Source organism: Massilia sp. CFBP9026, assembly GCF_034045165.1.
In the GTDB taxonomy this organism is placed as follows: domain Bacteria; phylum Pseudomonadota; class Gammaproteobacteria; order Burkholderiales; family Burkholderiaceae_D; genus Telluria; species Telluria arenae.
Genome location: NZ_JAXCWH010000009.1, coordinates 177124 through 196777, shown reverse-complemented (window position 1 = coordinate 196777; position 19654 = coordinate 177124). Strand labels below are relative to the sequence as shown.

Below are 19654 nucleotides of genomic sequence, written 5' to 3'. Positions count from 1 at the left end.
GCGGGTATAATTTACTGGTAGCAACTTTTTGGCCGAAAGGGCCTGTCCGGATGGAAGATTCACACCACTCGCCCGAGCTGTTCCTGTTCCTGGCGTCCACTGCGCACGACATGAAGAACTCGATCAGCGTCCTGTCCGGCACGCTCGAACGCCTGCTCGACGGCGCCTCGCCCGAGACCGAGAAGGCATACGCGCAGATGGCGCAGATGCTGTACCAGACGCGCCGCCTGAACGACAACCTGATGCAGCTGCTGGCGCTGTACAAGCAGGTCGGCAAGCCCGGCTATCCGTTCGACGTCCAGCCGATCGAAGTGGGCCAGCTGGTCGAGCAGGTGGTGGCGCTCGAACGCGTGCTGCTCGAGTCGCGCGGCGTGGTCCTGGAACTTGACGTCGATCCCGAACTGATCGCCCACGTCGATGAAGACCTGATCGTGGGCGTGGTCTCGCACGCCGTCAACAACGCGCTGCACTACACGCGCGACCGCATCCGCCTGTCGGCGCGCGAGGTCGACGGCGACCTCGAGATCCGGGTCGAAGACAATGGCGCCGGCTTTCCGCCCGCGCTGCTGGCGGCCGGCACGCCGGGCAGCGGCGACAGCGGCGTCAACTTTCTCACCAATAGCGCTGGCCTGGGCCTGTACTTCTCGGGCGAGGTGGCGCGCATGCACCGCCACCGCGAGCGGTCCGGCGCGGTGCGGCTCGAAAACGGCGGCTCGCTCGGCGGTGGCTGCTTCATCCTGACCCTGCCATGAACACGCCCGCCGCCCCTGCAAAACCGGATGCAAAGCCGGACGCCAAGCCGGATGCGAAGCCGGCCGCACCGGCCGTGTCCAAGCCCAAGGTGCTGGAAGAGATCGACTGGGCCAGCAAGCACTACCTGATCGTCGACGACTTCGTCGGCATCCGCCAGTTGCTGCGCGAGAGCCTGCGCAGCCTGGGGGCCAGGAATATCGACCAGGCATCCAGCGGCGGCGAGGCCATGGCCCTGCTCAACAAGCTGCGCTACGACGTGGTGCTGTGCGATTACAACCTGGGCGAGGGCAAGAATGGCCAGCAGGTGCTGGAAGAAGCGCGCATGCGCCATCTCTTGATGCCGTCCTCGGTGTTCGTGATGGTCTCGGCCGAGAAGAGCGTGGAGTCGGTAATGGGCGCGGCCGAGCACCAGCCCGACGCCTATCTGGTGAAACCGATCACCGAGGGCGTGCTGCTCACGCGACTGAACCGCGTGTGGCGCCGCAAGCAGATCTTCCGCCTGATCGACCAGGCCTTCATCGAAAAGGATTACCTGCGCGCGGCGCGCCTGTGTGACGACCAGATCGCCGCTAACCGGGTGCACGTGATCGAGCTGCTGCGCATGAAGGCGCGCATGCTGGAGCGAAGCGGCCAGCCGGCGCGCGCGCGCGAAGTGTACGAGCAAGTGCTGGCCCAGCGCGAATACCACTGGGCGCGCGCGGGCCTGGGCAAGATCCGCATGGCCGACGGCGACTTCGAGCAGGCGCGCCAGATGTTCCAGACCGTGATCGCCGAGAACCGCCACTTCATCGACGCCTATGACCAGCTGGCCCGCGCCTACCAGGGCATGGGCCAGCACGAAGAGGCGGCCGCGGTGCTCGAGCGCGCGGCCAAGCTGTCGCCCAATTCGGTGCCGCGCCAGCGCCACCTGGGCCAGGCCGCGCTGCGCCTGGGGAATGTGCCGATGGCCGAAAAGGCCTTCCGCAAATGCCTGGTGATCGGCGAGTATTCGATCCGCAAGGCGCCCGACGACTACCTCGGCCTGGCGCGTGTGTGCGGGCTGAAGGGCAATACCAAGGATGCGCTGCAGCTGCTGCTGCTGGCCCAGCGCGAATTCGGCAGCGAGCACGAACACATCGTGCTGCGCGCGAAGATCACCGAAGGCCACGTCTACCACGAGAGCGGCGACTACCTCAACGCGCGCCGCGCCGGCGACGAGCTCGATGGGATGCTGCAGGCCGATCCCAAGCGGCCCGGCACCGCGATCTGCATCGAGATGGCGACCCTGCTGTTCGCGGTCGGCGTCAAGGGCACGCCCAACGAGGTGCTGGCCCACGTCATCCGCAACAACCACGACAACACGCTGCTGCAGGATGAGGTGCAGAAGATCTTCGACCGCGCGCGCCTGCCCGACGAGGGCGCGCTCATCATCCGCACCGCGCGCAAGGAGGCGGTGGACCTGATGAACCAGGGCGTGGTGCTGTGGAAGACCGGCAAGCTGCCGGACGCCGTCAAATGGATGCGCAAGGCGCGCGAGCGGCTGCCGGACAACGTCCGGGTGCTGTTCAACGCGGTGCAGATCCTGATCTCGCACATGCAGCAGCGCGGCTACGATCCCGAGCTGGAAGAGGAGGCGCGCGAGGTGCTGGAGCACGTCGACCGGCTGCAGCCGGGCCAGCAGCGCTTCGCCCAGCTGATGGAGCAACTGGGTGCGTTGCAACCGAAACCCGAACCGGCCCAGGCGGATACGCCGCCGGCCGATCCGGCGCCCAAAGAGGGCGAGGCCGCACCCTCGAACGCCTGACGGCCGCGCCCCCAAAAGTCAGCAAAAACGTTTTCTCTCATCCCGCAAAATCCTTATCCCAGAAGAGGGGTGAAATGCGATCTTCATAGGCTTCAACGCAAAAGCCACACGTAAAACGCACTAGTTAATCGTTTTCCTAAATCTGTTGACTTTGTTTTTGCTTGTGTCTAGGATTTACTCAAGCAAAAAAATAACAGGAGACAGAGAATGACACGCTACCCATCCCTGGGGGCGGCTGCCGTGCGCCTCATCGCCGCGCTGTCGCTGGCCGGCGCCGCCACCTGCGCCGTCGGCCAGGAAACCGTTCCGCAACTGGTCCAGCGCAGCATCGACACTGCGGCCGCGCAGTACGGCGGACTACTGGCCAAGGTCCAGCGCAAGCCGGGCTTCCCGCGCACGGTGGACAAGGCCGAGGTGGTGCTGGTCGGCGTCGGCGACTGGACCGCCGGTTTCTTCCCCGGCTCGCTGTGGTATCTATACGAAGCGACCGGCGACGCCAAATGGCGCCTGGCGGCCGCCGACTATACGGCGCGCACCGCGCCGGCCAAGTTCGACAAGAGCCAGCACGACCTCGGCTTCATGCTGGGCGCCGGTTACGGCAACGGCTACCGCCTGACGGGCGACCCGGCCTACCGCGACGCGCTGCTGGCCGGCGCCACCACCCTGGTCACCCGCTTCAATCCCAAAGTCGGCAGCATCCAGTCCTGGGACCTGTGGCCCAACAGCACCTGGGCCTACCCCGTCATCGTCGACAACCTGATGAACCTGGAGCTGCTCACCTGGGCCGCGCGCACCGCCGTCGAGCCGCGCTACCGCGACGTCGCGGTGACGCATGCCGACACCACGCTGCGCAACCACTTCCGTCCGGACGGATCGAGCTTTCACCTGGTCGACTACGACCCGGGCACCGGCAAGGTGCGCGGCAAGGTGACGGTGCAGGGCCATGCCGATGGTTCGTCATGGGCGCGCGGCCAGGCCTGGGCGCTGTACGGCTACACCATGATGTACCGCGAAACGAAAAAAGAGGATTACCTGCGCCAGGCGCACAAGATCGCCGCCTTCTTCATGCAGCACCCGCGCCTGCCGGCGGACAAGGTACCGTACTGGGACTTCGACGATCCCGCCATTCCCAATGCACCGCGCGACAGCTCGGCCGCCGCCATCGTCGCTTCCAGCCTGCTGGAACTGGCCACTTTCTCGAGCGGGGAGCAGGCAGGCTCCTACCGCGCCTTCGCCGAGGCGCAGCTGCGCAGCCTGGCCTCGCCGGCCTACCTGGCCAGCGGCGGCGAAGGCGGTAGCGACAACGGCGGCTTCCTGCTCAAGCATGCGACCGGCCACAAGCCGGCCGGGAAGGAGATCGACGTGCCGCTCAACTATGCGGACTACTACTTTCTCGAAGCGCTGCTGCGCCTGAAGGGCGCGCACGCGGGAAGCTGAAGCATCCGGCCCGAGCATGGGATCGACCCGCGTCGCTACCCGGCCTGGCCGCCATTTTCTGGAAACCGGAGGAGACAACGTTGGACAAGAAAAAAACCGAAAGCTTCGACATCGCGGTGAAGCCGCTGGCAGCCGTGGTGGCGCTGGCCGTCGCGCAGTGGGCCATGCCCGTCCACGCCCAGGAGGGCGGAGCAGGGGAGAATGCGACCGGCCTGCAGTCGGTGGTCGTCACCGCCAACAAGCGCGTCGAAAAACTGGAGAGCGTGCCGATGGCGATCTCCGTCATCTCGGAGGCCGAACTGCAGCGCAATAACGTGCGCGAGATCGAGGACATCGTCGCCCTGACGCCCTCGCTGACCCAGGCCTCGGGCACCACCGCCGCCAACAACGCGCTGTTCATGCGCGGCATCGGCACCGTCTCGGTGGGCATCGGCGTCGAGTCGGACGTCTCGGTGATCATCGACGACATCCCGATCGCGGTGCAGTTCCAGGCCTTCCGCGACCTGGCCGACGTTGCCCGGGTCGAGGTGCTGAAAGGACCGCAGAGCACCCTGTTCGGCAAGTCGGCGGTGGCTGGCGCCATCAATATCGTGACCAAGCCGATCTCGGGCCCGGTGGTCTACCGCGGCAGCGCCTATTACACCGACGACGACGAATGGCGTCTCGCCGCATCGATGGGCGGGCGCCTGACCGACACTTTCGGTATGCGCATCGCCGTCAACAAGAGCGATATGCCGGGTAACTTCACCAACCTGACCACCGGCGAGAAGGTCAACGGTTCGTCCGGCAAGACGATGATGGCCAAGTTCTCCTGGACGCCGATCAAGAACCTCGACATCGACTTCATGCCGCAGTATAACGAGCAGGAGAACACGCGCGGCGTCACGGCGATCAACGGCTTCTATCGCACCACGGGATCGGCCGCCGCCGGCAACCTGGAGCGGATCCCGGTCGACCTGTCGACCGCCTACATGAACGGCAACCCGCAGCTGCCGGCATCGCTGGTGCTGGCCGGCATCGACCCGACCAACCCCAACAACCGCTATGTGCGGCGCGACTCCCCCACCGGGATTTCTTCGCGCACCCACGGCGCCGGCCTGAAGCTGGCATACACGCTGCCCAACGATGCGATCCTGATGTCGATCTCGTCCTACCAGCGCTACAAGGCCAACGACTCGCGCGACCAGGACTTCACCGATGTGCCGACCATCGCCCGTCCCGGCGAGACGCGATTCTCGGTCGGGAACCTGCAGTTCGGCAGCTACGACATCACCTCAAAGACCCAGGAGCTGCGCCTGGTTTCGCCGGACGCCGGCAACTTCCGCTACGTGGCCGGTCTGTGGTGGGCGCGTAACGAGATCGAGCGTCATTTCATTCGCGGCTTCTGCGTGGCGCCGGCGGTCTGCGCCGCCAACTCGCCATCGAGCCCAACCAACTACTACACCGACATCTACAACGTGAACAAGGCGGTGTTCGGCCAGGCGACCTGGGACTTCGCGCCGACCTGGACCCTGGTGGCCGGCCTGCGCCGCAACCTGGAAGAGTCGGGCTTCAACTACGAACGCAACTTCTACACCGACCAGCTGGACCGCTCGACCTTCGTGCCGGGCCCGGTGGGCAAGGACGTGTTCTCGAGCAGCGGCAACGAGGATTGGGCCACCACCGGCAAGCTGAGTATCCAGAAGCAGCTCAATCGCGACTGGATGGTGTACGCCATGACCGCCACCGGCCACAAGGGCAAGGCCTATGACGTGACCAGCGGCCTGCAGGCCTCGGCCGCCTTCCCGGTCGACCCCGAGAAGAGCCGCACCTATGAACTGGGCGCCAAGGCCAATCTACTCAACAACCGCCTGTCGATCGCGGCCACGCTATTCCACACCGACTTCAGGCACTACCAGCAGAACACGTCCTTCGTGCTGCCGGACGATCCGACCATCTACACCCAGCTCAATTCGATTCCGAAGATCCGCACCCGCGGCTTCGAGATCGACGCCAATATGCTGCTGGCCTCGAACTGGTCGATGAACGCTTCGCTGGCCTATACCCGCCCCGAGATCGCCGACTGGAAGAACGGCCCCTGCTACCAGGACAACACCAACCCCGTCATTCCGGGCACCGGTGCGGGCGAGGGCGGTTCGCTGGGCGGCTGGAACCGTGACTGCTTCGCGATCCGTCCCGGCGCCACCACCGGCGTGCAGGATCTGTCGGGCGGCATCTTCCCGGGCACGCCGAAGGTCAAGGTCAATATCGGCAGTAACTACGACATCCGCCTGCCGTCGCTGCCCTTCGACGCCTTCATCAACGGCAACGTGCGCTACCAGAGCGACTACCAGACCAATATCAATAACGATCCGCGCTCGGTCAACGACAGCTACACGATCGCCGACCTGGGCTTCGGCATCCGCGACGACAAGGACCGTTATCGCCTGAGCTTCCAGGTGAAGAACCTGTTCGACCGCTTCTACATCCCGAACGCCAATGCGAGCGGTCCGAGCTTCCGCGCCGGCCCGACCTCGACCTCGCCGGCGATCACGGTCAACAGTTGGGTGCCGCCGCGCGACGTGTTCCGTTACTTCAGCGTGAAGCTCGACGTCAAGTTCTGACGCTGGACGTATAAAAGAAAGCGGCGCCTCTCGAGGCGCCGCTTTCTAATTACCGGCTTAGTTCTTGTAGATCGGCCCGGCCACGACGAACGGTCCGCCCTGGTAGGTGGCGGTGACGTCGTCGGCCGGCGGCCGGGCGCCATCCTGCGGGAAGCGCCCGGCGAAGGTGCTGGAGCTATGCTGGGCCTCGAAACCCAGGTGGGCGGCATGGCGGTTGTCCCACCAGCTTGTCTTGTTGTCGGAGACGCCGAAGGTGATCGTGTGGCCGACGCGCGGCGTGAACAGCGCGCAGCGCACCAGTTCCACCAGGTCGTCATGGGCCAGGAAGGTGACCATCATGCGCGCGTTGCGCGGCTCGGGGAAGGAGGAGCCGATGCGCAGGCACACGGTCTCGATGCCGAAGCGGTCGTAGTAGTAGCGCGACAGCGCTTCGCCGAAGCATTTCGAGACGCCATAGATGCAGTCGGGGCGCAGCGGCATGGTGGCGTCGACGCGTTCGGTGGTGGGATAGAAGCCGACCACGTGGCTCGAGCTGGCATAGATCACGCGCTTGATCCCTTTCTTGTGGACGGCTTCGTACAGGTGGTGAAGGCCGACGATATTGGCCTGCACGATCTTGTCGACTTCTTCCTCGACCGAGACGCCGCCGAAATGGAGCACCGCATCCACGCCGTCGAGCAGGTCCAGCACGGCGTCGCGGTCGGCCAGGTCGCAGCGCACCACTTCCTCGCCCGGGCCGGCGGCCGGGATATCGCGCACGTCGCTGAGACGGACGACGTCGGCCCAGGGCTTGATGCGCTCGCGCAGCATCGTACCCAGGCCGCCTCCGGCGCCGGTCAGGAGCAGACGTTTGAAGGGCTTGCGCGGGATCGCTTCGTTCATGAATGGGCTCCAGTGTGTTAAACGTTTAACTAGAGTAGCGGCTATGCCTGGCAGCGTCAACGTTCCCATGAGGAGATTGCAGCGAACACGCGTGATAAGATGCTCCGTCAAATAACGATTACCCCTCCATGAAGAGCTCCGCCCCGACCATCCGCGACGTTGCCGCCGCCGCCCAGGTATCCACCGCCACGGTGTCCAAGTACATCAACGGTGCGCAGCGCTTCTCGCCCAAGGTCGAGGCGGCGCTCGATGAGGCCATCGCGGCCCTGGGTTACAGGTCGAATCCGCTGGCCAAGTCGATGATCACCGGGCGCACCAATACCATCGGGCTGTCGGTCCTGGACATTAACAACCCCCACTTCAGCAGCATCCTCAAAGGCGCCAACCGGGTCGCGCACGAGCAGGAGTACTCGGTGCTGCTGGTCGATACCGAGGAAACCCCGAGCCGCGAGCGCCGCACGCTGGAAGACCTGAGCCGGCGCGTGGACGGCATGATCGTGTTTTCGCGCATGCGCGAACACGAGATGGGATGGATGGCGGGTATCGACAAGCCGCTGGTGTTCTTCGGTTCACTTAACGAATTGGCGATTCCGACCGTGGCCAGCGACGACCACGGCGGCGCCTTCATGCTGGCCCAGCACCTGCGCATGCTGGGCCACAAGCGCATCGCCTACCTGGGCTTCTCGCGCTCGCGCCGCGACGAAGAGCGCCTGGGCGGCATCCGCGAATGCCTGGATGCCGCCGGCATCGAACTGACCGTGCACGACGGCGAGAACCCATCGATGGTGGAGGGCGAGCGCCTGTGCTCCGGCGTGGTGCTCGGCCCGCAGCGGCCGGACGCCGTCATCTGCTACAACGACCTGATGGCACTGGGCTTCATGAAGGAGTGTGCCAACCTGGGCCTGTCGATACCGCGCGACCTGTCGGTGGTCGGTTTCGACAATATCGCCTACGGCAAGTACGTGACGCCGGCGCTCACCACCGTCGACCTGCAGAGCGAACGCATGGGCGCGACCGCGATGACCAAGCTGCTGGCCGTGATTCGCGGCGAGCAGGTCGAGAGACTGACCAAAGTCGCGCCACAGCTGGTGCTGCGCGCCTCGACCCAGGCCCGCAAGGGCTGATCTTCACTCGGCGGCGCCCACCGCCATTTTGTACCGCTTTACTTTCCGATAGCGTTGCCATATCCTTTGGAAAACGTTTAACAATATCGGAGACATCGCATGCGTCACGCACTTCCCCTGCTGGCGGCGGCTGCCCTGCTGGCCGTTCCCGTTCGCGTTCCCGTTCATGCCTCGGCCGCCACGACGGCCACGCCGCCGCTGCAGCGCAGCGTCGAGCAAGCCTACCCGCAGCTCGAATTCCTGATCCAGAAGCTGGTGAAGGAGAGGGAAGGGATCGTGATGGACGGCGAGAAGGCCCTCAACAGCAAGGACAAGTTCTTGCCCGGGAAGATAGCCACCGGCCTGGCCGACCTGCTGGTGCACCTGCCGGCCAACGATCCGCGCCTGCCCGGCATGCTGCGCGACTACGCCGACCTGGCCGACCTGACGATCGGGATGAACAACGAATCCTGGGGTATCTACTACTACATCGGTGCCCTGCATCGCCTCAAGAAAGCGGGCCTGCTCGAAAAGGCCGTGCGGCCCGCCACCCTCGAGCGGCTGCGCAAGCAGCTGGACTGGCGCAGCTTCGTGCGCCTGCCGAGCTACGAGCTGATCGACCTGCCGACCAATTACTATGGCGTCGCCTTCAGCATCGCGCGCCTGCGCATGCTGATGGGCTGGGAAGACGCCGCCGGCAGCGAAGTGCTGCTCGACCGGATGCTCAAGCACTACGCCAAATACTCCGGCGAATACGGCTTCAGCGACGAGACCGACGGCCAGGGCCGTTTCGACCGCTACAGCATCCTGCTCAGCGCCGAGATCTGCGAGCGCTTCATCGAGACCGGCCTGGAAGTGACACCGGAACTGAAGGCGCTGCTGCGCAAGTCAGCTGACGTCGCCCTGAACAGCGCGAGTGCTGACGGCACCGGCTTCACCATGGGCCGCAGCCTGGGGCCGTACGGCGAGACAGCGATGCTGGAGATCCTGTCGACCGCCGCCTACCTCGACGTGCTCACGCCGCAAGAGAAAGAGTATGCCTATGCCTACTCCGCCCGCATCGCCGAGCGCTACATGGCGTTCTGGTACCAGCCGGGCATGCGCTCGGTCGATATGTGGAACGACGGGCGGCGCACCGACGCCTATCGCGGCAAGCACCGCATCCTGGGCGAGAACTTCTCGCTGCTGCACCAGCTGATCGCGACCAACGAGATGTGGAACCGGGCCGGCATGAAGGATGTGGCGCCGCGCCAGGACCTGGCGGCCTGGCTCGAACGCAGCCGGCCGAAGTTTTCCCTGACCCGCTTCGCGCGCGGCGAGCATGACCGCGCGCTGGCGATCTGGCGCGACAAGGGCCATGTGTTCAGCCTGTCCCTGATCAACGGCGGCCAGAGCCAGCATGCGAACAGCCCCTACTACCCGCTGCCGTTCGCGCACGGCATCGTGTCCGGCGTCGCCGACAGCGGTTATTCGCATCCTCAACTGATGCCCAAGTTCACCCTTGCCGACGGCAGCGAATTGATCGCCACCGCCTTCATGAAGGACATCGAGGCGCGGGAGCAGGGCAGCGGCCACACGGTCTCCTATCGCCAGGGCGCATTGACCCGCCTCGGCAAGAACGTGCCGGTCGCCGATCCGCGCATCCGCGTCGAGACCGAATATACGCTGCAGCCGGGCGCCATCACGCGCACCGACCGGTATACGCCGGCCGCGCCGCTGGACGTGGCGAAGCTGACCCTGGAATTCGGCGCGTTTTCAAAGGGCGCGACCGTCGAGGGCAACAAGGTGCGCTTCAGCGACGGCGCGGCGCAGGCCTTCGAGGTGGGCGGCCTGGCCACCTGCAGTGCGCGGCCGGCGGCCGGCGACGCCGCCTGGCAGGCGCCCTACGGCCAGATGAATACGGTGGTCAGCTGCGCCAGCGGCGCCTTCAGCATGCGCGAGCCGCTGGAGGTGAGCTGGACGATCCGTTACCAGTAGACGAGCAGGTCATCTCCTTGCGCCCGGCACTGGCGACCTCCCCGCCGGCCCGGGCGCTTTTTTATGATCCCTGGCCTGCGCGTGGATGCTCGAGCGGATTGACCAGATTGCGGTCGCCGCCCATGCGCGCATCCCAGTTGTCTGCCGGCGGCGCTTGCGGGGCGATGCGCTGGCCGCTGCGGCGCTCGTGGATCGCGATCCAGCCCGGCACACGCGGTGGCGTCTCTTGCGGCGCGCCGGCCAGGCGTGCGAGCGGCGCCGGGTCGGCCACGGCCTGGACCGAAAAGCGTAGCAGCCGCTCGAGGGCAGGATCGTCGAGGTCGAGGACCGAGGCCATCATCACCAGCGGCGCCGCCGCATACAGGTGATAGCTCAGCGCCTTGCCGGCGCGCGCGACTTCCAGCGGCAGCGAGCCGTCAGGCGCGACCTGGCCCATCGCGTGGGAGAACACCTTGCGGCCCCAGTCGAGGTAGCGACTGTCGCCGGTGACGCCGCCGACGGCCGTCACCGCCAGGCCTTCCCAGTAATAGTGGTTGTTGCGCACGCCCTTGTGCTGTTCGGCGTGGTCGATGGTGACGTCGGCCAGGCGCCGCAGCCAGGCCTCGATGGCCGCGCGCTGTGCCGGTGCCGCCTCCCGCTGCACCCGCGCATAGCTCAGCGCCAGGCCGGCCAGGGTCCATTTGCGGGTGTAGTACGACTGCCGGGTGGTCATTGTGCCGAGCAGGGCCTCGTGGCCGGCCCAGGCCTGCAGCCACGCCAGCGCGCAGCCCGCGCCGTCGGGATCGCGCCCGGCCTGCCAGTCGCTGGCGCTGCGCGCGACATGGCCGAGATAGTCGTTGACCGGCTTGACCGCCGCCTCGTTGCGCGCCTTGAGCGCCGGGTCGACGATCGAACTGCGGGCGTCGGTGTAATAGCGGTTGGCGTCGATGTCGTGCACGGGCGGCGGAGCAGGAGCGCAGGCGAATGCCGCGCCAGGGACGAGCAGCAGGGCGATGCAGGACGAAAGCGGATGGCGCATGACAGTTCCACGAAAACGTTTAACCTATTGTAGTTCGCTATTTCAGGTGGCGAAAGATTGCGTTGCTGGTGGCGTTGTTTTTCCCGACGTCGGTCGGCACTAGAATGAATCCATTCCATCCGTGAGAGGCCGTATGAACGACGTGCTGACCCTGTATCCCGGCGGCTATCCGGTCCATATCGACGTGCCACAGCGCCAGGTCGATGGCGCGGGGACGGCGCTGCGTTTCGCGCTGCCGCCGCGCGGCGTGAATTTTCCGCTGTCGCATGCACACGAAACCAAGCTGGTAGTCGCGCTGGAAGGAAGCCTTGCACTGCGCACCGGTGCAAACGAACCGCGCCCGCTGCTGCGGCCGGGCCAGGCGATGCTGCTGGAAGCGGGAACGGCGCACCGCATCGCCCAATACGGCGATCGGCCGGCGCTGGTCGGCATCGCGCTATGGCCGGGGGCGGTGGAAGAGGCGTTCCGCCTGCTCGAGCGGATGGTCGCGCAGCGCGGGTTCGAGCATGCGGCCGTCGCCGCGCTGTTCGCGCGCTACGGCGTGCGCTGGGACGCCGCCATCGTATCCGGCGGCCACGCGGCGGCCCTCGACGTCACGAGCTTTCGTGCAGCGGCGCGGGCATTGCCGCCAGCGCTGCGTGAGCGGCTGGCGGACTGCTGGCGTGAATGGCTGCCGCCGGCGTGAACAGGCTCTCGAAGCCGGCGTCCTCGATATCTTCCAGAAGTCCGATCAGGATCAGTGACTGCTGCTTGAGCTCACGCATCAGGGGCGCGATGTCGGCCTGGCCGGCGCCGGCCCGGATGCGCTCGACGATGCGGGCGCCGATGTCGTGCAGCCTGCGGTGCGGCGCATCGAGCGCGTGATAGGTCGGCGTGCCCGCGAAATAGCGGCCCTCGTTCAGGTACCAGCGGCCGAGGGAACACTTGGTGACGCACAGGGTCGGGTGGCCGGCCGACTGGCGTAGTGGCGCATCGGGCGGCAGCGCGGCGCGCCGGATCGCGAAGCTGGCCAGCTGGCGCCGCCACTGCACGTGGTCGACGATCGCCATGTGCACCAGGCCCACCGGCAGGCCGCGGCACTTGCCGGCGGCGGCGCAGAAGGCCTTGAAGCCCTCCAGGGGCAGCGCGCGGCTGATCAGGAAGCCCTGGGCCACGCCGCAGCCGGCTTCCACCAGAAAATCGTGCTGCGCGAGCGTTTCGACGCCTTCCGCGACTACTTCGAGGCCGAGTTCGTGGCCGAGGCGGATCGAGGAACGCACGATGGTCGCGTTCTTGGGCGAGTCGAGCATGCGCACCACGATGCCCTGGTCCAGCTTGATGGTCGTGAACGGCCACTGGCTCAGCGTATCGATGCTCGAGTAGCCGATGCCAAAGTCGTCCATCGCCAGGCCGATCCCGGCCTCGGTCAGCGCCTGCACGTTGTACAGCACGCAGGGGGCGGCCTGCAGGGCCTGCGTTTCGGTGATCTCGAGTTCGAGCGCCGCCGGCGGCAGCCGGCCGCGCACGATGGCGTCGAGGATCATGCTTGTCAGCGTGCTGTTTTCGAGGTCGCAGGAGCAGACATTGAACGACACCTGGAACTGTTCCGCCAGGCCGCCGTCGACAAGGTCGCGCACCAGCTGTGGCAGCAGCCGCCGGGTCAGGCTCTTGAGCAGGCCGGCGCGCTCGATGGCGCCGATGAAGGCCGATGCCGGCAACAGCGTGCCGTCGGGGCGCTGCCAGCGCACCAGGGCCTCGGCGCCGACGATGCGGTTGCTGGTCAGCGATACCTTGGGCTGGTAGTACAGGACGAACTCGCGCCGGCGCAGCGCGCCGGCAATCTCCTCTCGGCTGACGATCGACATGGCATTTCCCGTGAACGTTCCATACCGATGTTATCCGCCGAAGCCGCCAGGCGGTCAAGCGCTGCGCCTTCTGCCATCGGCGGGAGGACGCTGCGCCTTTTCTCAATAATCGACCGGGTAGTCCTTGCGGAATCTGGCGCCGCTGAAGGCCTTTTTCTGGGTCCAGTCCTGGGCCGGGCTGGTCCAGTAGGAATCGTCGGCCGGCAGGCCCAGCGCCAGGAAGCTGGCGGAGGCGATGTACATGCTGCCGCTGTTGGAATACCAGTCGCCCAGCTCCGGCTGGTGGCCGGCGAAGCCGATGGTGAGATAGCCCTCCCTGGTGAAGTTGTCCGGCGCGGTGTACAAGGCCTTGTGCATCGCCTGCATCGCCGCCCGCACCTGGCCCTCGGGCAGGGTCTGCGGCAACTGCTTGCGCCAGGCCAGCAGGGCCAGCGGCTGGAAGGCGGCGCTGCGGTAGGTGAGCGAGCGGCCGATCGGCGGGAAGGTTCCCTGCGGTGAGATGAAGCGCTCCAGGTGCTCGCAATAGCGCTGGGTGCGTTTCAGGGCCTGGGCGCGCAGCTCGGCCGGTTTGCCGTTCCAGAACGGCGCGTTGTGCCGTTCGAGCACCTCGAGGATCTCGAGCAGCATCGGGTACATCACGAAGGAACTGTAGTAATCGAAGTGGAACGATTCGCCGTCCTTGATCCAGCCGTCGCCCACATACCATTCGTTGACCTTGCGGATCGCGACATTGGTGCGCAGCGGATCGGCCTCTTCGCCGATCGACAGCAGCCAGGCCTCGTTCATCGCCGCGAACAGCAGCCAGTTGATGAAGGGCGGCTCGATCCGGCGCAGGCCCTTGATCTCGGCAACGATGCGTTGCTTGGTGGTGGTGTCGAGCGGCTCCCACAGCGCTTTCGGCGCGCGCATCAGCGCATTGGTGAAATAGGCCGAGTCGACCAACGCCTGGCCGTGGCCGCGCCAGGTCAGGTAGTCGGGGCTTTTCGGATCGACCGAATGCACATAGCTCTGCAAGGCCATCTGGCGCAGGCGCGCACGGGTCTTGCCTTCGGGGCTGGCGTCGTCGGGCAAGGCCAGCCACGGCGCCGCGCCGGCGATCAGCCGGCCGAAGGCCTCCAGGTAGGCCACGTTGTTGTCGCGTCCATCCGAGCTCGGGCTCACCTCGAGCTTGAAGTTCTTTTTCAGTTCGCCGCGCGCCATATTCGACAGTACCGGTTCGGCCATCTTCTGCAGCAGGCCGGCCATGTATGCGCGGTCGCCGCCGGTCGTAGCGGATGGGGTTGCGGCCAGCGCGGGCGCGGACAAGCCCCCTAGTGCGGCGCTTGCCGCCAGGCTGCCGATGAAATCTCGTCTCTGCATCGTGTCTCCTTGTCGGTATGTGAGTATTCAGGGCTCGCCGGCCAGCCGCTCGCCGGCATAGGCGCGATACCTGCGGATGCGGCCCGTAACGTCGTCCTTGCCCTGGCGCGGCACGTAGCGCAGGCCGGCCACCTCGACGTCCTTGCCCAGGTCGATCACCAGGCGGTGCGGGTGCGCCGTGCCGGCGCCCGGGCCGCTGTAGGCCGTGTGCCAGTAGTCGCTGTTCTGGCCGTTGATCGCATTGAGCGCGCCGCCATCTTCCTTGTGCGCTTCTTCGCTGTCGACCCAGGCGATGGTCCAGGCGGATTGCTCGATCGTCTTGCCGTTCTTGTCCAGCAGCGCCAGCTCGGCCACCGCGGCATAGGGCTTGCCGTCGAAGGCGTCGAGCGACTCCAGGCAGAACTGGCGCGCGCGCAGCGGCGCAGCGAAGCGCACGTCCTGGGTCGCGGAGCCGGGCGCGAATGCCCCTTCGTGCGCGGGCTGCACGCCACCGAGCTGCAGCCTGACGCTGCTGGGCGGGCGTTCGAGGTCGCGCTCGCGGTGCAACTGGTCGAGGATCGGCTTGGCGAGGCCGGCGATGCGCGCCTCGCGCGGGCCGGTCAGGTCGAGCACGATCACCTCGTTGCGGCCGCGCCTGATCCACGGCCCCGGCAGGTACATGGTCTGGGTCGGCCCGATGCTCCAGTAGCGGCCCAGGCAGCGGCCGTTGATCCAGACGATGCCCTGGCCCCAGCCCGACATGTCGAGGAAGGTGTCGTGGGTGGCGCTCGTGTCGAAGCTGCCGCGCCAGAAAGCCGCGTCCTTGCTGCGGCCGCGCTTGAACGCCAGCGGCGGCAGCACGCCTTCGGCGTCGAAATCGATGGCGCGGATTTCCCAGTTTTCCAACGTCTGGGTCTCGCCGCCGGTTGGTGTGAAGGTGACCGGGCCATGCAGGCCTTTGCGGTCGTGGATCTCGACCCCGAAGTTCACGCGCGCGATCGTGTACAGCAGGATCTCGACGGTCGCCGGCTTGCTGCGCGCGGGGATCGTCACCTTGAAGCGGCGGTGGCGCGTGTCCATCGTGCCCACCAATTTTCCGTCGACCCGCACCCAGGCCAGGTCGCGCACCTTGGCCGCCGCCAGCACCCCGGCCGGACCGGCCGGCAAGGTGACGCGGTAGGCGACGATGCCGCGGCTGATGTCGTATTCCTCGATCGGGCGCGGCGACGCGTCGCGGATCGTGCGCGCCGGCAGGCTGGCGCTCAATGGCGCGGTCTCGTTCAGGGCGAAGGCGGGAATCGTCATCACCGGCATCGGCGCCGGCGGCTGCGGCAAGGTCTCACCTGGAGCCAGGAAGGGAGTCATCGCAGCGCGGTAGGCCTCGAACTTGGCGCCGATCCAGCCGGCTTCGCTGATCGGGGCGTCGTAGTCGTAGCTGGTGGTGTCGGGCCGGAACGGCCGGTCGCAGCCGCCCCACAGGCCGAAGGTGGTGCCGCCGTGCGCCATGTAGAGGCTGAACGAGCCGTTCGCCGTCAGCATCGTCTTGATGTCGGCCACGGCGTTCTCGACGCCGCCACGGCGGTGCGGCGCGCCCCAGGTGTCGAACCAGCCGGAATAGTATTCGCCGCACATCAGCGGTCCCTGCTGCACCTCGGCCAGCGCCTTGAAACCGGCCTCGGGGTTGCTGCCGAAGTTCGCCACCGAATACAGCTCGGGGATGTGGGTCTTGGCCACCGCATTGGTCGGGTTGCACTGGAATAGGGGGACGTCGAAGCCGGCGTCCAGCACGGCCTGGCGCAGCGCGCGCATATAGTCCAGGTCTTCGCCGTAGAAACCGTATTCGTTCTCGACCTGCACCATCAGGATCGGGCCGCCCCGTGTTACCTGCTGCCCACCGAGCACGCGGCCGACTTCGCGCAGCCAGCGCCGCGACGGCGCCAGGAAGGCTTCGCCCGTCGAGCGCAGGAAGGCGTCGCCCGGTTGCTTGAGCAGCCACCAGGGCAGGCCACCCATCTCCCATTCGGCGCAGGCATACGGACCCGGGCGCAGGATCACCCACAGGCCTTCCTGCTGCGCCAGCCGGCAGAATTCTGCGGCATCGCGCTGGCCGGCCCAGTCGAATTTTCCTTCACGCCACTCGTGGTAGTTCCAGAACAGGTAGGCGCACACGCTGTTCAGGCCCATCGCCTTGATGGTCTTCAGGCGGTGCGTCCAGTACTCGCGCGGCACACGTGAGAAATGCATCTCGCCGCAGCGGATCTGCAGCGGCTTGCCGTCCAGCAGAAAATCTTCGCGGCCGATCGTGAAGCGGGGCGAGGCAGCAGCCTGGATCTGGGCCTGGACGGGCAAGAGCGCCAGCGCGGAACTGGCCGCGGCGCCCTGCAGCAGGCGTCGGCGAGGCAGCGTAGGCGTCATCGCTTGCCTCCCGCGTTATCGACCAGACTCGCCATCTCGGTCGCCGCCAGCAGGAAGGCGCCGACGCCGAAGGGCGCGGTCGAGTCCTGGTTCACGACCTGGCCGGGGATCGCGCGCTCGCCGATCGGCTGCACATAGCCGACTCGCCCATCGGCCTGCAGCGCGACCCGGCTGAGGAAATGCCAGCCGCGCAGGGCGGTCGGCGCATACGCGGCGCGGTCCAGGTAGCCGTTGTTGATGCCCCAGGCGTAGGCATAGGTGAAGAAGGCGGTGCCGCTGCTTTCCGGCCCCGGCGCATGGCCCGGGTCGAGCAGGCTGCGGGTCCAGTAGCCATCGTCCTGCTGCAGCGGCTTGAGGGCCGCCGCCATGCGGCGGAAGCGCTCGGTCAGCAGCGGCCGGCTCGGATTGTCAGGCGGCAGGTCGGCCAGCGTCTTGGCCAGAGCGGCGAACACCCAGCCATCGCCGCGCGCCCAGAAGTCCTTGCCGCCATTGGCCGACTTGTGCTTGGGGTAGATGTACTTGGCGTCGCGGTAGTACAGGCCGGCATCAGGGTCGTACATCAGCTGGTCGGCATACGTGAAGTACTCGTGCAGCTTGTCGAGGTAGCGCTGCTCGCCGGTGGCCTTGTACAGTTTCGTCATCGCCGGCATCACCATATAGATGCCGTCGGCCCACCACCAGTAATCGCGATTGGAAGTGCTCATCTGGTATTCCATGACCTCGCGCGCACGCGCGATGCGGCGCGGGTCCTTGCGGCCATCGAGTTCGTACAGGTCGACATAGGTCTGGAAGCAGGTCTGCCAGTCGCCGAACAGCACATATTCCTGGGTCTCGCCATAGCTGTACTTCCAGTCGGCCCGCTTGTCCGAGTCCGCACCGCGCCAGCGATTATGCTCGGCCCAGGCGGTGGAATAATCACGGTACGCCTCGTTGCGGGTGAGGGCATAGGCCGCCATATTGCCGGTGTGGTAGGCGGCGACGTCCCAGAACGCCCATTGCTGCGGGGCGTGATTGCGCTGCCAGTAATCGTTGGCGCGGGTCAGGTCGGCCAGGACGTCGGTCCGCGACGGTGTTTGACCAACAGTGCTGGTGCAACCGCCGGCGAGGGTGACCAGCGTGGCCAGGGCAAGCTTGAGGTAAAGTCGTCTCGTCATGTCGTCTTTCATGGAATGTGGTTGTCGCTTGCGGGGCGCCACTGCAAGACCTGCACGGTGGATGGCGCCACGTCGGCCAGCCCTTCGCCATCGACTTGCCGCACCGCCTGCAGGTACAGGTGCAGTTCTCCCTGGCGCCGCCACAACTCGGTGTCGTAGCTCGGCTCCCAGGCGCCGACCGGGCTGTCAGTCAGGTCGTGCACCGACCAGCGCGGCGCGTCGAAGCCGGGGATGCGCACCACCGACACCCGCTCGCCGCGTTCGCTGTCGCGAAACACGAGAAGGCCCGACGGCTCGCCCGCATTCCCATCGATCAGCAACTGCGGGCGCGCGATCGGGATCGCCTTGGTGCCCATGCCGGCGAGCGAAAAGGCGGTCTTGCGAAAGTCCAGGTCGAGCCGGCGCCAGCCTTCGTCGCGCCGGTACAGCACGCGGTACTGGGGCACGGCGCTGTCCTTTGTCCTCCAGTAGCTGGCGATATAGGGCCGGCCGCGGGTGTCGAAGGCCATCGAGGTCTGGTTGATCAAATCGCTGTTCTGCGGGATGCGCGCCGCGTATTCGGCGCTGGTAGCGGTGATCGGCAGACGGTAAGGCTTGCCGTTGCTGTCTTCCCAGCTCGCGCCGCCATCGCGCGAGCGCGCATAGGCCATGTCGTGGTTGCTGGCGACGTCGGGCGATTCGCGCCAGACCCAGGACAGGTGGATGACCCCGAGGCCATCCACGCCGGCCTGCCAGTAGGCGTTGCGCTGACCTTCTCCGCTGATCAGGTTATCGGCCACGCGGCGCCAGCCGGTGGCAGGATCGTAGCGGTTGGCGACCAGGTTGCCGCGGCCCGAACCGCCGTCGCGGTACAGGAACAGCAGGCCGCCATCGGGCATGCGGAAGAACTCCGGATAGGACAGCGACGCTTCGTCGCGCCCCAGCATCGGCGCCGTCCGCAGTTCGAGGCTGCCGGGGGAGACGCCGCGTGCATAGTTCAGCGCGTTGTTGTGCTGGTCCCAGGCCATGTGCAGCACGCCTTCGTCATCGACCATGATGCTGATCGCATTGTGGGCGTCGCGCACATTGCCGCGCCAGGCGGTCTGGCGCAGTTCCCAGGCGTCGCCGCCGAGGCGGCGCTTGCCCAGCACGACCTGGCCGGCGCCATCGTAGTAGGCGATGTACTGGTGCGCGCCGTCGCTGGCCAGGGCGTTCTTGCGAAACACCACGGCGTTGACCGAGTTGCCGGCCCAGCCGGAGCCGACCTGGCTGAAGGTTGGACCAACTGCGGGACCAGTGGCGCAGCCGTGCAGCAGCACCGCGCCAATCACGATCCCGCCGCAGCGATGAATGAAACCGGTCATCCGC

Annotated in this window: 14 protein-coding genes; 7 read left to right on the top strand and 7 right to left on the bottom strand. The window is 66.6% G+C overall.

Features of this window, described 5'->3' with window-relative positions; translation table 11 throughout:
* Nucleotides 1–50: 50 nt before the first annotated feature.
* The 4 genes from SOM28_RS21335 (at nucleotide 51) to SOM28_RS21320 (ending at nucleotide 6576) form a co-directional block, all read left to right on the top strand.
* On the top strand, nucleotides 51–752 hold the full coding sequence (locus tag SOM28_RS21335) for a sensor histidine kinase (RefSeq protein WP_123068996.1): 702 nt from the start codon (nucleotides 51–53) through the stop codon (nucleotides 750–752).
* Nucleotides 749–2536: a response regulator gene (locus tag SOM28_RS21330; protein WP_229414889.1), complete on the top strand. Its 1788-nt coding sequence runs from the start codon at nucleotides 749–751 to the stop codon at nucleotides 2534–2536. The genes SOM28_RS21335 and SOM28_RS21330 overlap by 4 nt, the downstream gene beginning before the upstream one ends.
* Nucleotides 2537–2743: 207 nt before the next feature.
* Nucleotides 2744–3973 carry a glycoside hydrolase family 88 protein gene (locus SOM28_RS21325; RefSeq protein ID WP_320469374.1) on the top strand — a complete coding sequence of 410 codons (1230 nt, stop codon included), beginning with the start codon at nucleotides 2744–2746 and terminating at the stop codon, nucleotides 3971–3973.
* An 80-nt stretch (nucleotides 3974–4053) separates the two neighbouring features.
* Nucleotides 4054–6576 (top strand): TonB-dependent receptor, encoded by a 2523-nt coding sequence (locus SOM28_RS21320; protein WP_320469373.1) that lies wholly within the window; start codon nucleotides 4054–4056, stop codon nucleotides 6574–6576.
* A 57-nt stretch (nucleotides 6577–6633) separates the two neighbouring features.
* On the opposite strand, the gene SOM28_RS21315 is transcribed toward SOM28_RS21320, so the two are convergent.
* On the bottom strand, nucleotides 6634–7458 hold the full coding sequence (locus SOM28_RS21315; protein ID WP_123068999.1) for an NAD-dependent epimerase/dehydratase family protein: 825 nt from the start codon (nucleotides 7456–7458) through the stop codon (nucleotides 6634–6636).
* 128 nt (nucleotides 7459–7586) lie between these two features.
* Here SOM28_RS21315 and SOM28_RS21310 point away from each other — a divergent pair, with 128 nt between their 5' ends.
* Both SOM28_RS21310 and SOM28_RS21305 read left to right on the top strand, forming a co-directional pair.
* Entirely contained in the window at nucleotides 7587–8582 is a 996-nt protein-coding gene (locus SOM28_RS21310) for a LacI family DNA-binding transcriptional regulator (RefSeq protein ID WP_123069000.1), read from the top strand.
* A gap of 99 nt (nucleotides 8583–8681) precedes the next feature.
* Nucleotides 8682–10538: a hypothetical protein gene (locus SOM28_RS21305; protein WP_320469372.1), complete on the top strand. Its 1857-nt coding sequence runs from the start codon at nucleotides 8682–8684 to the stop codon at nucleotides 10536–10538.
* Nucleotides 10539–10599: 61 nt separating this feature from the next.
* Here SOM28_RS21305 and SOM28_RS21300 read toward each other — a convergent pair whose 3' ends face one another.
* Nucleotides 10600–11556 (bottom strand): alginate lyase family protein, encoded by a 957-nt coding sequence (locus SOM28_RS21300; protein ID WP_320469371.1) that lies wholly within the window; start codon nucleotides 11554–11556, stop codon nucleotides 10600–10602.
* A gap of 133 nt (nucleotides 11557–11689) precedes the next feature.
* On the opposite strand from SOM28_RS21300, the gene SOM28_RS21295 reads away from it, so the two are divergent.
* Nucleotides 11690–12241 (top strand): cupin domain-containing protein, encoded by a 552-nt coding sequence (locus SOM28_RS21295; RefSeq protein WP_320469370.1) that lies wholly within the window; start codon nucleotides 11690–11692, stop codon nucleotides 12239–12241.
* Here the strand turns inward: SOM28_RS21295 and SOM28_RS21290 are convergent.
* The 5 genes from SOM28_RS21290 to SOM28_RS21270 form a co-directional block, all read right to left on the bottom strand.
* Nucleotides 12150–13400: an EAL domain-containing protein gene (locus SOM28_RS21290; protein WP_123069003.1), complete on the bottom strand. Its 1251-nt coding sequence runs from the start codon at nucleotides 13398–13400 to the stop codon at nucleotides 12150–12152. The genes SOM28_RS21295 and SOM28_RS21290 overlap by 92 nt on opposite strands.
* Nucleotides 13401–13502: 102 nt before the next feature.
* Nucleotides 13503–14759, bottom strand: coding sequence for a DUF2264 domain-containing protein (locus SOM28_RS21285; RefSeq protein ID WP_320469369.1), 1257 nt, complete (start codon nucleotides 14757–14759; stop codon nucleotides 13503–13505).
* 27 nt (nucleotides 14760–14786) lie between these two features.
* The gene (locus SOM28_RS21280) at nucleotides 14787–17153 is read right to left on the bottom strand and encodes a beta-galactosidase (protein WP_320469368.1); all 2367 of its coding nucleotides are present in this window, start codon (nucleotides 17151–17153) and stop codon (nucleotides 14787–14789) included.
* Nucleotides 17150–18307, bottom strand: coding sequence for a glycoside hydrolase family 88/105 protein (locus SOM28_RS21275; protein ID WP_320469367.1), 1158 nt, complete (start codon nucleotides 18305–18307; stop codon nucleotides 17150–17152). Before SOM28_RS21275 ends, SOM28_RS21280 begins: the two co-directional genes overlap by 4 nt.
* 8 nt (nucleotides 18308–18315) lie before the next feature.
* Nucleotides 18316–19650 carry a BNR repeat-containing protein gene (locus SOM28_RS21270; protein WP_320469366.1) on the bottom strand — a complete coding sequence of 445 codons (1335 nt, stop codon included), beginning with the start codon at nucleotides 19648–19650 and terminating at the stop codon, nucleotides 18316–18318.
* Nucleotides 19651–19654 lie beyond the last annotated feature (4 nt).